This window comes from Ligilactobacillus murinus (assembly GCF_003288115.1).
GTDB classification, from domain to species: Bacteria; Bacillota; Bacilli; order Lactobacillales; family Lactobacillaceae; genus Ligilactobacillus; species Ligilactobacillus murinus.
Map to the genome: position 1 here is coordinate 977,857 of NZ_CP023565.1, position 14,359 is coordinate 992,215.

Here is a 14,359-nt window from a genome sequence, read left to right on the forward strand (position 1 = left end):
TTCAGCCCCTCTCACTAACTACTAATCTAGTAAATCTTTCATCACCTTGATCAAACGATCAGCTGCATCCGGTACACCTGCTTTTTTAGCATTAGCTGCCATTTGTGCTTGTTTTTTAGGATCAGCCATCATCGCTTGGATATTTTCAAATAAGACCTTACCGTTAAGTTCACTTTCCTTGATCATTAGAGCTGCCCCTTTATTTACTAAACTTTGGGCATTTTTAGTTTGATGATCATGTGTGACATATGGACTAGGGATCAAGATCGTTGGGATCCCTAGCGCAGTGATCTCAGCCAAACTAGTTGCCCCAGCACGACCCACGATCGCAGCGATCTCGGGTAAGATCGATGGCATATCCGCAATATAAGGCTTGATCACTACATTTTTTGGCAAGTCCTTAACACGGCTATCTTCCATGATCTTATCATAGTGAACACGTCCCGTCACAAATAATACTTGATATGGCTGATCTTTGAAATATTCTATTGCTTCTAGGCTAGCATTATTGATTCCTAAGGCCCCACGTGAACCACCAAAGATCAAGATCGTCTTTTTATTTGGATCAAGCTGGTATTCTGTAGCTAAGCGCCCTGTTGGCTTCATCGTTGCTACTTGTTGTGCCCGCGGATTACCGGTAAAGACAACTTTTTTAGCGGGAAAATCAGCTCTCACATCATCAAAACAGATCCCAACCTTATCAACATAGTGACTCAAAAACTTATTCGTTACACCAGCAACACTATTTTGCTCGTGAATGATCGTTTTGACCTTCATTTTGGCAGCCGCATACACCACTGCTCCACAAACATAGCCACCAGTTCCGATCACAACATCTGGTTTGAATTCCTTGATGATCTTTTTAGAGTCATGCGCACTCTTTAAAAAGAGATATACTGTCTTAAAATTTTCAGGAGAAAGTGAACGTTTAAAGCCTTGGATCTCGATCGTTTTAAAAGGGATCCCGGCATTTGGAACGATCTTACTCTCTAATCCTTTAGTTGTCCCAACATATAAAACCTCTGTGTCAGGTCGTTGTTGTTTGATAGCTTCGATCAGTGCTAGCGCTGGGTAGATATGGCCACCCGTTCCGCCACCAGATACTAATAGTCGCATACTATTCATCCTTTTTTTCTAAATTTTCTACTGCTTCGATAAATTTATCGCCACGTTCTTCAAATGTCTTCCATTGATCCCAACTTGCACATGCTGGTGACAATAAGATCGTATCACCTGGTCGACTAAGAGCATAAGCTTTAGGCACAGCGTCGATTGCATCTTTGGCCTCGACGATCTGGTCTAAGCCAGCCTGTTTTCCAGCTTCTTTCAATAATTCTTTGGTCTCACCAAAAACGACCAAAGCACTGACATGTTCTTTTAGATATGGTACTAAACGCTCAAAAGTAAAACCACGGTCTAGCCCACCAGCTAACAAGACAACTGGTGTTTTGAAACCAGCAAGTGCTTTTTCAGTTGCTTCGATATTGGTTGCCTTAGAGTCATTATAAAACTTGCGCTCATTAAACGTTGTCACATATTGCGTTCGATGTTTGACTCCCGAAAAAGTCTGCAATACTTCAACGATATCAGCTGTTGCTACTCCCATGAGTTTGGCAACTGCGATCGCCGCTAAAGCATTCTCAATGTTGTGTGTTCCGGGAACTTTGATCTCATCAGCAGGCATGATCGCTTCATCTTTGAAATATAAGATCCCATTTTCTTCGTAGGCGCCTTCTTTAGTAAAAGCTGTCCGTGAAAATGGTACGACCTTAGCTTTAGCTTGTTGGCTAAGCTCACGCCATTCAGCTTGGTCAAAATTGACTACAAAGTGATCAGTTTTTGTTTGATTTTTCAATAAGCGCATCTTAGCTTTGACATAATTTTCACGTGAACCGTGATAATCAGTATGTGCTTCGTAAATATTAGTCAAGACTGCGATCTTAGGATGGAGTTTAGTGATCCCTAGTAGTTGGAAACTGGAGAGTTCCATGACTAAGATATCGTCAACGGTTGCTTTTTTGGCTGTTTCAACGGCTGAGATCCCGATATTACCACAAGCATAGGCCTTATTTTTATTCTTTAGATGATTTAACATCAAGGAGATCAAAGTCGTCGTTGTCGTCTTACCATTTGTCCCAGTAACGCCTACTAGATCAGCATCAGCGATCTCATACGCTAATTCAGGTTCGGTGATGATCAAAAAGCCTCTGTTTTGGGCTTCAGCGATCAAAGGATTCGTGTAGGGGATCCCAGGATTTTTCACGATCAATTCCGCTTCATCCAACAAAGCAAGCGGATGTGAGCCAACAATTACTTTGATACCAGCATTTTCCAGCTCAGATAAGACTTGCTTATCGGTTGGAATATTCTTATCATTTACCGTCACATTGGCTCCGAGTTCTTTTAACAGGTAGGCACTATTGAGCCCACTTTTCCCTAAACCAACGACTAATACGTTTTTATCCTTATAATCTGTCACATTTTTCATGTCTAATGACTTCCTTTGATATTAAATTATCGTCATAACTGCAATGATCGCAGCTACTAGGCCAATTGCCCAAAAAGTTAGATCGATACGCCATTCACTCCAGCCACATTCTTCAAAATGATGGTGGATCGGACTCATCTTGAAGATCCGTTTGCCGGTCAACTTAAAGCTTGCAACTTGTAAGATCACACTAAGCGTCTCTAATACAAAGATGATCCCGATCACCAGCAATGACAACTCTTGATGCAAGATGATCGAAACGGCTGCTAAAGCTCCCCCTAGAGCTAATGAACCAGTATCACCCATGAAGATCTTAGCCGGTTTATGATTAAACCCTAAAAAGGCGATCAAAGCTCCGATCACGGATAAACAGAAGATCAAAACATCGTATTGTGCTTGGTGATAAGCGATGATCGCATAAGCACCAAAGGCAATGATCGCTTGACCTGATACTAAGCCATCGATCCCATCGGTCAAATTGACCGCATTTGAAAAGCCGACCAACCAAAAGAGCACAAATAATACATAGATGAAGCCTAAAGTGATCTCGTGTCCAAAAAATGAAAGCGCAAAAGGCAACTTTTCATGGTGATAGACGGCTAAAAAGATCAAGCCCCCGATTATTTGCCCCAATAATTTTTGCCAAGGCTTCAAGCCCTCATTTTGTTTTTTCCATAGCTTAACAGAATCGTCAAAAAACCCCAAAAAGCCATATAACAATAAAATAAAGTCTAAGACCAAGATCTTAGGACTTAGCATGTGCAAACCTAAGGGGACCCAAAGCCCCGTAACGATGATCGCTAAATTAAAGACAAAGCCCCCCATCGTTGGTGTACCCGCTTTTACTTGGTGCCAACTTGGACCTTCTTCGCGGATCATTTGTCCTTGCTTTTTTTTGTGTGCATAGTTGATAAACATCGGTGTAAATAAAGCAGTCAATACTAAACTGCTGATCACCGGGATCAACATTTGAAAAATAGTCATGTTATTTTTCCTTCCTCTTTTTTTCTATCTATTTTATTTTAACTCAACTGTCAATTTTGTTTGCTTACTTAGCTTCTCACCAGGTGCAACGCTTTGCTTAGTAACGTAACCATTCCCCTGGACGTCTAAGTCAATGCCTGTCAGCTCGGATAATTTCATCACATCAAGTCGCGACCATCCAGTGATATCTGGCATCGTTAGTGTTCCATTTGTAACTAAGATCACACGCTCTCCGGTCAACATGCTCGTGCCCGCAGTCTGTGATTGCTCAATGACCTTTTTACCTTCGCCGACCACTGCTGGTACTAAATCGCTTTGAGTCACTTCTTCACTAGCTTCTTTAGGTGACATCTCCTTCACATCTGGGACACTAGTCTGTACCTTTTCATCATTTGAGTCGTTTGCCTCATCCAAGACTCGTTTCATCAAAGGATCAAAAATAGAAGCTAACATTCCTGTTTCCCCCTGATCAGCAAAGGTCTTAGGTTGTTTCATCGTGATGTATAAAATGTACTTAGGATCATTTATCGGTGCCATCCCAGCAACAGAGAAAAGATAATTAGTCTCACCACTTAAATAACCCGTTCCATTTTCGTTAGCGATCTGAGCCGTCCCAGTCTTGACCCCAACATCATAGCCATCGATCTTGTAAGCCGTCCCAGTCCCGTCTTTGTCAGTTACAACATCTTGCATCATTTCACGGACTTCTTTAGCAGTTGAGCTTCTGATCGGTTTTCCGGTCACAGTTGGTGATTGCGAAAAGACTGTCTTGCCATTATTTGGGTCAACAACTTTACTTACTAGATAAGGTTTGACCATCTTACCATTATTAGCCACAGCCGACATTGCTTGTAGCATTTGGAAGACAGTCACATTTATCCCTTGACCAAAAGCAGTGTTAGCTTGTTCGATCGGATATTTATATTCGATACTACCTGCTGCTTCATTACCTAAGCCAGCATTTGTTGACTTCAAAAGACCAAATTTTTTGATGTAATTTAGCCAAGTCTTTTCTCCCATTGCTTGTTCTAGCTTAGCCATCCCAACGTTTGAGGAACGAATGAAACCTTCACGATAGGTAATCTCCCCCCAACCAGTCGTATTCCAATCATTGATCCGTTGATTGTCGATCTGATAAGACCCTGACTTAAAAGTGGCGTTGGCATTATAATTTCCACTATTGATCGCTGCTGCCATCGTCAAGATCTTCATGATCGAACCAGGTTCATAGGTGTCTTCTAACAAGATATTGCGCCACATATCATTTAGCCCTTCTCCTGTCTGAGGGTTAAATGTCGGACGTTGACTCGCCGCAATGATCTCGCCAGTCTTGGCATTCATCAAAACGGCTGTCATCGATTTGGGCTTATAAGTTTCTTGAGCTTTATTCATCAAAGTCTCTAAATAAGTCTGGATCCGGGTATCTAAAGTGGTATAAACATTGTCACCATCTTTAGCGGGCTTACTTTGCGATTTAGAATTAGGTAAAGTCGTCCCGCGTGAATCAATGGCGAGCTTATTGACTCCGTTGACACCTTTTAATTGCTTTTCAAAAACTTTTTCTAAGCCCATGACCCCAACTAAGTGAGACTGTTCATTTTCCGCTAACCCAACTAAGTGGGACGCAAAAACTCCATTAGGATATAACCGGGCTTGAGCAGGTGTAAATTTGATCCCACTGATCTTAGCGGCCTCGATCTTCTTTTTAGTCTCCATTGAAATATGCTTACCTTTACTCCCAAGCTCAACTTGATAGAGACCATCGTCAGCATCAAAGAGCTTGAGTAGATCATCGTAATTCATCCCTAGATTTTGACTCAAGACCTTAGCAGCTTTAGCCTTTTGTGAATCTTGCAAATAATCTGGTTTACCTTCAAGCGTCTTCGCCGATTTAGACAAGACGATATAGATCGAATAAGTCGTCGTATCTTCTGCTATCGGTTGATTTTGTGCATCATAGATCGTCCCACGTTTTGCTTTGATCTCAGTTTGTTCGGCATACATCGCCAGTGCTAATTTGGTCAGATTTTTTCCGTGAGCCGTGTGTGTCAAACCCACATAAAAAAAACGACCAATAAATGTAAGAAAGACGATGATGACGATGAAAAATAACGCTCTTCCAAAATAACTGCGATTTCGCGGGTCTTGTTTTACATTTATCTGCCGTTTTTTAGTACTCATTTGGTAACATTCCTTATGTTTTTATCATTCATTTGTAAACCAACATCCTTGGCGATCCCCATCAAACGTGTCCGGCTAGACAGTTCACTGATCTCCTCTTTCATGTTAGCATTTGAAGTCTGCAAAGTTGAGACTTTTTGATTGATATCTTGGATCGTTGCTTGGGTCTTGGTCACAGCTGTATTCGACCAGATCACCAAACATGACATGACCACTAACAACACACCTAAAGCGATCGCTGCATTGCGTTCTTGCTTAAAATACATTTTTCGCAATTGCCCAGTTGTATTTTGTGGTTGCTGATCTAGCTTAGTTTTTGTCTGTGTTACTTGAGGTGTTTCAAGTTTTCTTGCTGCTTGTGCCAAAGTCTCACATCCTTTACTTTAATTTTTCAATTGCTCTTAATTTAGCCGAGTGCGCCCGATGATTAGCTTCAAGTTCCGCTGCTGACGGTAAGATCGGCTTGCGTGTTATCAATTTAAATTCTGGTTCAAGTTCAGCCGGAATAACGGGTAATCCAGCGGGAAGTTCAGGTAAACTCGCTTTTTCTTTGAACATCGTTTTAACTAAACGATCTTCTAACGACTGAAACGTGATCACACTGATCCGCCCACCAACATCAAGCACTTCAAAAGCTTGATCTAAAGATTCTTCCAAGGCACCTAGCTCATCATTGACAGCTATACGGACCGCTTGGAAAACTTTCTTAGCTGGATGTCCCCCCTTGCGTCGGGCTTTAGCCGGGATCCCAGCTTTGATCAGTTCAACTAATTGACCGGTGGTTTCGATCGGTGCTTGTTGTCTAGCGGATTCGATCCGCCGAGCGATCGATTTAGCAAATTTTTCTTCCCCATAGCGCATGAAGATCCGAACTAGTTCTTGGTAAGACCAATCATTGATCACCGTTTTAGCAGTCAAAGCTTGACTTTGATCCATCCGCATATCTAGAGTTGCATCGTGTTGGTAACTAAAGCCACGTTCACCTACATCAAATTGGGGAGAAGAAACACCTAGGTCATATAAGATCCCGTCAACTTTAGCGATCTGTTGCTCTGCTAAACGTTCCTTTAGATCACGAAAGTTACTTTTGATAAAGGTCAACTTTTTGCTAGCTAACTCATTTTGTAAACGTTTGGTATTATAATCGATCGCGGTTTGATCTTGGTCAAACGAGAACAATTTGCCCTTATCTGAAAGCTTTGACAAAATTAAACTAGTGTGACCTCCACCACCTAAAGTACAATCGACGTATACGCCGTCTGGTTTGATATTGAGTTGTTCAACTGCTTCCTCTAATAACACAGTCACATGATTAAATTCCGTCATTTTCTAATTCCTACAGCTTTCATCTTTCTTGATCCCAATGTATAACTGTGATCTAAAAACGATCACCAAAATATGTACTAAAATATGTTATACAATTAGATATTACCATAGTTCCACACTTTGAACCACAATAATAGCTAACAAATTCGCGATTTTTATAAAACGTTTTAGATATTTACTAAATATTAGCTTGTTTGCATTTAAACTCACATAATACCTAAAAAGCTTGCGATCTCGATCAACAATAAAATAATGTACATCCCCACGATAAAAATATCTAAAGTCCGCCAGTAGATCACAAAAAAACGGCGGACCCGAAAATCATCTTCGGTATACACTAAATACACTGTCAAAACTAGTCCAAAAGCACTAGCCGCAAATGCTAAAAACGGTAATAACGAAAGCCCCGTTAAAGTGACCGAAAGCCCGTGGATCCCTAGTAATAATACAAGCATCATGATATCAATGATCCTTAGGCGTTTAGGCCAATATTTAGCGAAATTCTTCTTTAAAAATGTCAATGCCATCCAAATGATCAAAATGACAATTGGCATGATATACCATGTTGCGATCGCTGTAAACATCACTACCATCCTCAATTAAAAATATTACCCCCATTATACCAAGCATTTTTGCTACAAATCAATTATAGACCCATCAAAAACAAAGAAATCTTAACGCTTCGGCAAAAGAAAATGATAGCTCACTTGTACTGTGAAATTTGACAGCAACTGACCTTTAAAGGTATAGTATAGTAAAAATCGGAAAGGTGTCGAGTACCGTGAAAGAAAAAAAGAAGCGCACAACATTTCAAAAGATCACCATGGTCGTCGTTTGGCTCATGTTGATCTTCACACTGGGTAGTGTGATCCTCGGCTCACTTAGTGCTTTCTTCTAAAAGTAATGATGAACTAAAAAAGAACAGCCCCAAAAATCGGGCTGTTCTTTTTTAGTTCATATATTTGGCGACAAAAGCTCCAACCTTATCAGTATATACCGTTGGATCTTGATAATAAGACATTCCATGGGCTGCACCTTTTACGACCCATAATTTCTTTTTACCAGCACTAGCTTGATAATTCTCATACACCATTTCCGTTGGAACAAAACGATCTTTACTTCCGTGAATAAATAAGGTCGGCAATTTATTTTGTTTTAGTTGCTCAGTTGCACTTCCATTTTTGAAATTAAATCCGATAAATGGCTGGGCCATCCAACTAGCTGTCGTCAAGATCGGTTCTTTAGGTAGACCAAATTGCGCACTCAATTGAGTCCCTAATTCTTCGTTGATCGATGAATAACCACAATCTTCAACGATGACTTTGACTTGTTTAGGTAGTTTTTCACCACTCATCATCATAACAGTGGCACCACCCATGCTCACTCCAAACAGACCGATCTTAGAATCTTGTCCCTTTTTAGCAATAAGCTGCTTGAGCCAATTTTGATAATCTAGCCGATCTTGCCAACCAAAAGTGATATAGCGGCCTTCACTTCTACCTGCTCCGCGATCATCAGGCGCTAAGACATTGTAGCCTAGATCATGAAACATCCGAATGTAACTTGCCATCAGCAAGCTATTTTCACGATAACCATGAGCGATCACGATCGTCTCATTTGTCACTTTTTTAGCAGGTACATAGCGCGCCTTTAACATCAACTTACCATCAGCTGACTTTTCTGTCCAAGTTTGTTGCTTAGTCTGGGCCAACCAGGCTTGATCTTTCTTCAAAAGTTCAGCCTTTTTAGGTGCTGGTGCCCCCAGCCTGACTGAATCACGCACAAAAGCATAATTAACAAGATAACCATTTACTCCTACATAGATCAACAATAATAGTCCAATTATCCCAATAATGATCTTTTTTCTGTGTTTTTTCATCTTTCTTTCCTTTTACCTACAAGATCGGTGACAACAATCTTGAAAAGTATTGTTTAAATTTACGCCAACGTGACTGACGTTCAAAATATTCTGGTGTTAATTTTGTACACTTAGCTAGATCAGCTTCAAAAAGTTCCTTTAGTTTAAGCGCCAAATTACGATCATATCCAAAAGCGTTTGCTTCAAAGTTTAATTTAAAACTTCTAAAGTCAAGGTTAGCTGAACCAACTGAAGTTATCTGTGAATCGACGACAAATGTCTTAGCATGTAAGAAACCATCATCATAGGTGTAAACCTCGACACCGCTGTCGACCAAAACTTTAGCATAATATTCAGTTGCTCGGTAAACAAAAGCATGATCTGGCATACAAGGGATCATGATCTTGACTTTGACCCCAGATAATGCAGCTACGACTAACGCTTCTAACACCGAATCGTCTGGTATCAAATACGGCGTTTGAATGTAAATGTAGTCGTTTGCCCCGCTGATCAATTTAAGATAACCCTTCTTGATCGCTTCAACTTCACTATCCGGTCCTGAGGAAATGACCTGTAGCCCAACATTTCCCTTTTGTCGTTGCAATGGGAACAAACTTTCATCATATTTAACTGGTTCTTTACCGCGAATATTCTTGATCGTTGCGTTCCAATCCATCAAAAAGCGTGATTGCATGGCAATAACAGCATTACCGACAACGCGGAGATGCGTATCGCGCCAATGACCAAATTTCTTAGAACGACTGAGATATTGATCACCAATGTTAAAGCCACCGATATAGCCGATCTTACCATCAATGATCGCTAATTTACGGTGCTCACGATAATTGATCCGTGGACTATGGATCCAAGCTTTCTTATAAGCAAAGAATGGCTCAGCCTCGCCACCAAGCTTTTCCAATTTATCAAAGAAATGCCGTTTTTGCCCCCGCGAGCCCATGCTATCATAGATCACGCGGACTTTAACACCACGCTTAGCTGCTGCTTCAAGACTGGCTAAGATCTTATTACCGATCCGGTCACTGAAAAAGGAATAATATTCTAAGTGAACGTGATGATTTGCAGCATCAATATCGGCTAGTAGTTTAGCAAACTTATCATGACCATCATCGTAAATATCGACTTTATTATTTTTGGTCAAGATCGCTTGATCAGTTTCAAGCAACAAGCGGACCGTTTGGCGTACTTCTGGCGTACGCAATCCTTTTGGTAAGAGTTCTTCATCTTGCCATTGTTCTTTTTGCAATTCAACGAGCTGAGCGATCCCAAGCCGTTCTTGCATCTTTAGGTCAAACATCTTTTCTTTGGAGATCTTTTTACCAACTAGTAGATAGATCCCAAAACCGATCACTGGCAATAAATTGAGCACCAATAACCAAGCCCAAGTTGCTGTAATATCACGTTCTTCTTTAAAAACTGTGATGATCGCTGTAATAACGTTCAATAGTAATATCACTATCAGCACACTAACTAATGTGTTCATTATTAAATTCTACCTCTCATTATATGATCATTAACCTAGTATACACCTTAGATTTAAGGCTGTCAGGGTCAGTTGGCATTTTCACCGAACCATTTACGATCTAAACGCTCTAACGTTCCATTTTCCTTTAAAACTTTAAACGCTTCATTGATTTTCTTTTGAAGGGTCTTATCCCCTTTGCGTAACCCGACTACAAAAGATTCAGACGCAAACCCAGCATTTTCTTTCCGATAACTAGCTGGATCTTTTTTGTGTGCAATATAGTAGTTGGCATAAACACTATCGATCAATAGGCCTTGGATCCGATCAGCATCTAGATCCATGAAAGCATTGTTGAATGTATCATATTGGATCGTTTCTTTTACATATTGTTTTAAAACTTTTGGTTCATCCAAGTAGGCTTGATAGCCTGAAGATCCACTTTGTAAGCCTAAGATCTTTCCTTTCATGGCACTATCATTTATGATCTGTTGGCTTCTTTTACTTACTAAATATTGTTCGTTCTTTAAATATGGCTGACTGAAAGCCACATTTTTAGCTCGTTCATCCGTCTTCGTATAACCATTCCAGATCAGATCGATCGTTTGGTTACGCAATTCAGTTTCTTTCATTGACCAATCGATCGTCTGGAAATCAGGCGTGATCCCATATAATTTAAAGACTTCCTTAGCTAGATCGATATCATATCCAACGAGCTTGCCATCTTTTTGACGAAAGCCCATCGGTACAAAACTATCATCTAGTCCGATCACGACCCGCTTTTTTTGCTCGATCTGTTGCCAAGTATCGACCGTATCTGCTCTTTTTTTGACATCATTGCAGCCCGAAACGACTAATAAGAGACTTAGACCTAAACCAAGCGCTAGTAATTTTAAATATCGTTTCATCTATCTCAATTCCTTTAATTAGCCAGTGGTTTTACACGTAAAATATCATCAGCGATCTCTTCAGCAAAATCAATATCGTGTGTGACGATGATCTGTGTCATTTTGTCTTTTTTCAGATCCAAAATGATCTCTTTGACAGTGTCTCGCAAACCCGGATCTAAAGCTGAAGTGGGTTCATCATAGCATAAGATCCGTGGCTTCATCGCTAAAGCGCGTGCGATCGCGACCCGTTGTTTTTGTCCGCCAGACAATTGCCAAGGATAAAGATTACCCTTATCTTCAAGTGCTAACTTTTGCAAAAGTTCTTGGGCTTCTGTTTGCATTTTTTTCTTGTCTTTTTTTAAGACCATCATTGGGGCTAACATCACATTTTGTAACACGGTCAAATGTGGAAAGAGATTATATTCTTGGAAGACAACACCGATCACCGCATCATTAGTGCTATTGACATATGGATCAAAGGCGATCCCATCCACCAAGATCTGCCCACTATCGATTTGTTCCAGCCCGCTGATGCAGCGTAAAAGTGTGGTCTTACCACCACCGGATTGGCCTACGATACATAAGATCTTGCCATCTTCTACAGTTAGATCAACATGATCTAAAATCGTCCTATCGCCAAATTTTTTAGTTACTTCTTTTAGTTCTAACATGTTGATCACTCCTTATTTCCAATAACTATAGTGCTGTTCGATCTTTTTCAAAACATAAGTGAAAAAGGCCGTCATCATCAAATACATCGCTCCCACCAATAATAATGGTACTAAAGTCACATCACGACTTGTCGCAACATTACCGGCCCGCAAGAGATCACCTAGACCGATCACGTAAACTAAACTTGAGTCTTTGACTAGGTTGATCACTTCATTACCAATGGAAGGGATCACGATCTTGATCACTTGTGGAGCTACGACTTTGCGGATCGTTTGCCAGTAACTCAAACGTAAAACTTTAGCACTTTCATATTGCCCTTTATCGATCGATTGTAGGCCCCCCCGAAAGATCTCAGCAAAATAGGCTGTATAGTTCAAAATAAAGGCCACTAACGCAGCTTCATAACGTGGTAATACGATCCCTGTTCCTAACAGAGGGAGTCCATAAAAAACAAAGATCAATTGCAATAACAGCGGTGTCCCCCGCATCAGCCATACATAGATACCTAATATTTTTTGAAGTATCTTAAACCGTGACATCATCCCCAAGGAAACGATCAACCCCAAAGGCAATGAGCCAACTAAGGTCCAAAAAAATACTGATAAGGTCACTCCCATCCCTGAAAACAACGAGGGCATGACTTCCATGATATAATTCATCCCAAATTCCTCCATTTTTTAACTTACTGGTAAAAGTAAAACGCCCTCTTGGAATAATCCAAGAGGGCGTTTTACGCGGTTCCACCTCATATTTACTCCTTTCTCGCAAAAGGAGTCTCAGTGAGTTAACTTAACTCAAGTGTAACGGACTTCTGACCGGATACACCTACTGTTTATGTTCAGTGTACCAATTCACGGATGTGGTTCAAAAATACCACCTCTATCCTTTTCAGCTGCCGGATAATCTCTTTTTCAGGTAAACATTTTCTACTCTTCCGCTCAATATCGTTAAATAATTTTTCATAAAGATTACCATTTATCGGTAAAACTGTCAACAACAAATTCGCTTATTTGCGTTTGAACCAAGAACTCATCTTCTTAAAAAAGCCACCTTGTTCGTCTTCTTTAAGTGTCATCAACGGGATCGTCTCACCCTCTAAGCGACGTGCGATATTGCGATACCCCTTAGATGCTTCACTCTTTTCATCTAAGATAACAGGTTCGCCTTTATTAGAAAAACCAATTACATTATCATCATCAAAGACGATCCCGATCAATTTGATCGACAAATGACGCGTGATCTCATCCACATCCATCATCTGACCATCATGCATCATCTTCTTCTTGATCCGATTGATAATAAGCATCGGTGGTTCTTCTAAATTTTGTTGTTCAAGCAATCCTACTACCCGATCAGCGTCACGAACTGCTGAGATCTCAGGGGTCGAGACTACGATCGCCTCATCAGCGCCAGCTACTGCATTAGCAAAGCCTTGCTCGATCCCAGCTGGACAATCGAGCAACACATAGTCAAATTCAGAGCGTAACTCATCAACGATCTGCTTGGCTTCTTTTGGTTCAAGTGCTGATTTATCTGTATTTTGAGCTGCAGGTAGCAGGAATAAATTATCACCAAAGCGCTTATCTTTGATCAAAGCTTGGGGTAATTTAGCTCTACCTTGCGCCACATCAATAATGTCGTAAATGATGCGATTATCTAAGCCCAAAATAACATCTAGGTTTCTTAAACCGATATCTAGGTCGACTAAACAGACCTTTTTGCCCATCAAAGCCAAAGCAGCTCCGAGATTAGCAGTCGTCGTTGTCTTACCAACACCGCCTTTCCCCGATGTAATAACGATCGATTTTCCCATTTAAAACCCTCCTATTTGTGTAAAAATTTTAGGCCTAAGTGTTTTTAATTCAGCAAGCGTCGTATAACTTAAAGCATGCAGGTCATTGACATAAGCAACGACTCTATCAGCTTGCATATCTGGCTCGATGATATCCACTAGATCACTGATCCGAACTTGTTGGGCCTGTTTAAAATTCCCAGCGATAACTGCGATCACATTATCATTGTAGCCAGCATGTAAGATCCCTTCGACATTTCCTAAAACAAAGATACTTCCGGTCGCTTGTAAAATACCGCCCTTATGGATATTACCTAGAAACAAGACATCGCCTTTGATCAACTTGACTTGACCATTACGGATCGTATCACTATTGACATGAACTGTATGTTCCTCCATAAATTCAAGTGCATCTTTAGTATCTACCACATCGGAAACAAACTTATAGATCGAAAAACGAGGATAATTGCCAACTAACGCTTCGATCTTTTGCTTTTGTTTTGCACTCAACAAGCGTCTTTTGGTATTGACCGTAAATGAGATCTGTTTTTCTTCACCGACGGTATCTAGTTGTAATTTTCGAAATAGGTCTTTTAATTCGGATAGAGCTTGATCAAAATCTGCATTATCACGTATGATCAGTTCATATCCATCTTTGTAGCCCTTTAACACAGCTGCCTGCATCAGC

The 14,359-nt window shown here is 40.5% G+C and carries 15 protein-coding genes and 1 other annotated feature; of the genes, 1 reads left to right on the forward strand and 14 read right to left on the reverse strand.

All coding sequences use genetic code 11. The annotated features are described in order from the left end of the window. Window positions 1–21 precede the first annotated feature (21 nt). The 7 genes from murG to CPS94_RS04895 form a co-directional block, all read right to left on the reverse strand. Window positions 22–1,116 carry an undecaprenyldiphospho-muramoylpentapeptide beta-N-acetylglucosaminyltransferase gene (gene murG, locus CPS94_RS04865; protein ID WP_112286384.1) on the reverse strand — a complete coding sequence of 365 codons (1,095 nt, stop codon included), beginning with the start codon at window positions 1,114–1,116 and terminating at the stop codon, window positions 22–24. Between the two features lies 1 nt (window position 1,117). Continuing rightward, entirely contained in the window at window positions 1,118–2,488 is a 1,371-nt protein-coding gene (murD, locus tag CPS94_RS04870; protein ID WP_112286385.1) for a UDP-N-acetylmuramoyl-L-alanine--D-glutamate ligase, read from the reverse strand. A 21-nt stretch (window positions 2,489–2,509) separates the two neighbouring features. Continuing rightward, the gene (gene mraY / locus CPS94_RS04875) at window positions 2,510–3,472 is read right to left on the reverse strand and encodes a phospho-N-acetylmuramoyl-pentapeptide-transferase (protein WP_056959361.1); all 963 of its coding nucleotides are present in this window, start codon (window positions 3,470–3,472) and stop codon (window positions 2,510–2,512) included. 33 nt (window positions 3,473–3,505) lie between these two features. After that, window positions 3,506–5,653, reverse strand: coding sequence for a penicillin-binding transpeptidase domain-containing protein (locus CPS94_RS04880; RefSeq protein ID WP_112286386.1), 2,148 nt, complete (start codon window positions 5,651–5,653; stop codon window positions 3,506–3,508). Next, window positions 5,650–6,018, reverse strand: coding sequence for a cell division protein FtsL (gene ftsL, locus CPS94_RS04885; RefSeq protein WP_004048989.1), 369 nt, complete (start codon window positions 6,016–6,018; stop codon window positions 5,650–5,652). The genes CPS94_RS04880 and ftsL overlap by 4 nt, the downstream gene beginning before the upstream one ends. Window positions 6,019–6,031: 13 nt before the next feature. Next, complete coding sequence (rsmH, locus tag CPS94_RS04890; RefSeq protein WP_089135100.1) at window positions 6,032–6,979, reverse strand: 16S rRNA (cytosine(1402)-N(4))-methyltransferase RsmH; 948 nt, start codon at window positions 6,977–6,979, stop codon at window positions 6,032–6,034. 206 nt (window positions 6,980–7,185) lie between these two features. Further along, on the reverse strand, window positions 7,186–7,563 hold the full coding sequence (locus CPS94_RS04895) for a DUF3397 family protein (protein ID WP_004048992.1): 378 nt from the start codon (window positions 7,561–7,563) through the stop codon (window positions 7,186–7,188). A 197-nt stretch (window positions 7,564–7,760) separates the two neighbouring features. Between CPS94_RS04895 and CPS94_RS04900 the strand changes: the two genes are divergently transcribed. Next, a complete protein-coding gene (locus CPS94_RS04900; RefSeq protein ID WP_039936114.1) occupies window positions 7,761–7,877 on the forward strand; it encodes a DUF4044 domain-containing protein in 117 nt (38 codons plus the stop codon). A gap of 51 nt (window positions 7,878–7,928) precedes the next feature. On the opposite strand, the gene CPS94_RS04905 is transcribed toward CPS94_RS04900, so the two are convergent. From CPS94_RS04905 to CPS94_RS04935, 7 genes are all read right to left on the reverse strand, one after another. Then, window positions 7,929–8,858, reverse strand: coding sequence for an alpha/beta hydrolase (locus CPS94_RS04905; RefSeq protein WP_112286387.1), 930 nt, complete (start codon window positions 8,856–8,858; stop codon window positions 7,929–7,931). 16 nt (window positions 8,859–8,874) lie between these two features. After that, on the reverse strand, window positions 8,875–10,338 hold the full coding sequence (gene cls, locus CPS94_RS04910; RefSeq protein WP_112286388.1) for a cardiolipin synthase: 1,464 nt from the start codon (window positions 10,336–10,338) through the stop codon (window positions 8,875–8,877). A gap of 68 nt (window positions 10,339–10,406) precedes the next feature. Beyond that, window positions 10,407–11,225: an amino acid ABC transporter substrate-binding protein gene (locus tag CPS94_RS04915; protein WP_004048995.1), complete on the reverse strand. Its 819-nt coding sequence runs from the start codon at window positions 11,223–11,225 to the stop codon at window positions 10,407–10,409. 14 nt (window positions 11,226–11,239) lie between these two features. Further along, entirely contained in the window at window positions 11,240–11,878 is a 639-nt protein-coding gene (locus tag CPS94_RS04920) for an amino acid ABC transporter ATP-binding protein (protein ID WP_004048996.1), read from the reverse strand. A gap of 12 nt (window positions 11,879–11,890) precedes the next feature. Beyond that, complete coding sequence (locus CPS94_RS04925; RefSeq protein ID WP_112286389.1) at window positions 11,891–12,538, reverse strand: amino acid ABC transporter permease; 648 nt, start codon at window positions 12,536–12,538, stop codon at window positions 11,891–11,893. 59 nt (window positions 12,539–12,597) lie between these two features. Then, window positions 12,598–12,830: a binding site (T-box leader), on the reverse strand. Window positions 12,831–12,885: 55 nt separating this feature from the next. Further along, the gene (minD, locus tag CPS94_RS04930) at window positions 12,886–13,692 is read right to left on the reverse strand and encodes a septum site-determining protein MinD (RefSeq protein WP_004048998.1); all 807 of its coding nucleotides are present in this window, start codon (window positions 13,690–13,692) and stop codon (window positions 12,886–12,888) included. Further along, complete coding sequence (locus CPS94_RS04935; protein ID WP_004049000.1) at window positions 13,693–14,355, reverse strand: septum site-determining protein MinC; 663 nt, start codon at window positions 14,353–14,355, stop codon at window positions 13,693–13,695. Window positions 14,356–14,359 lie beyond the last annotated feature (4 nt).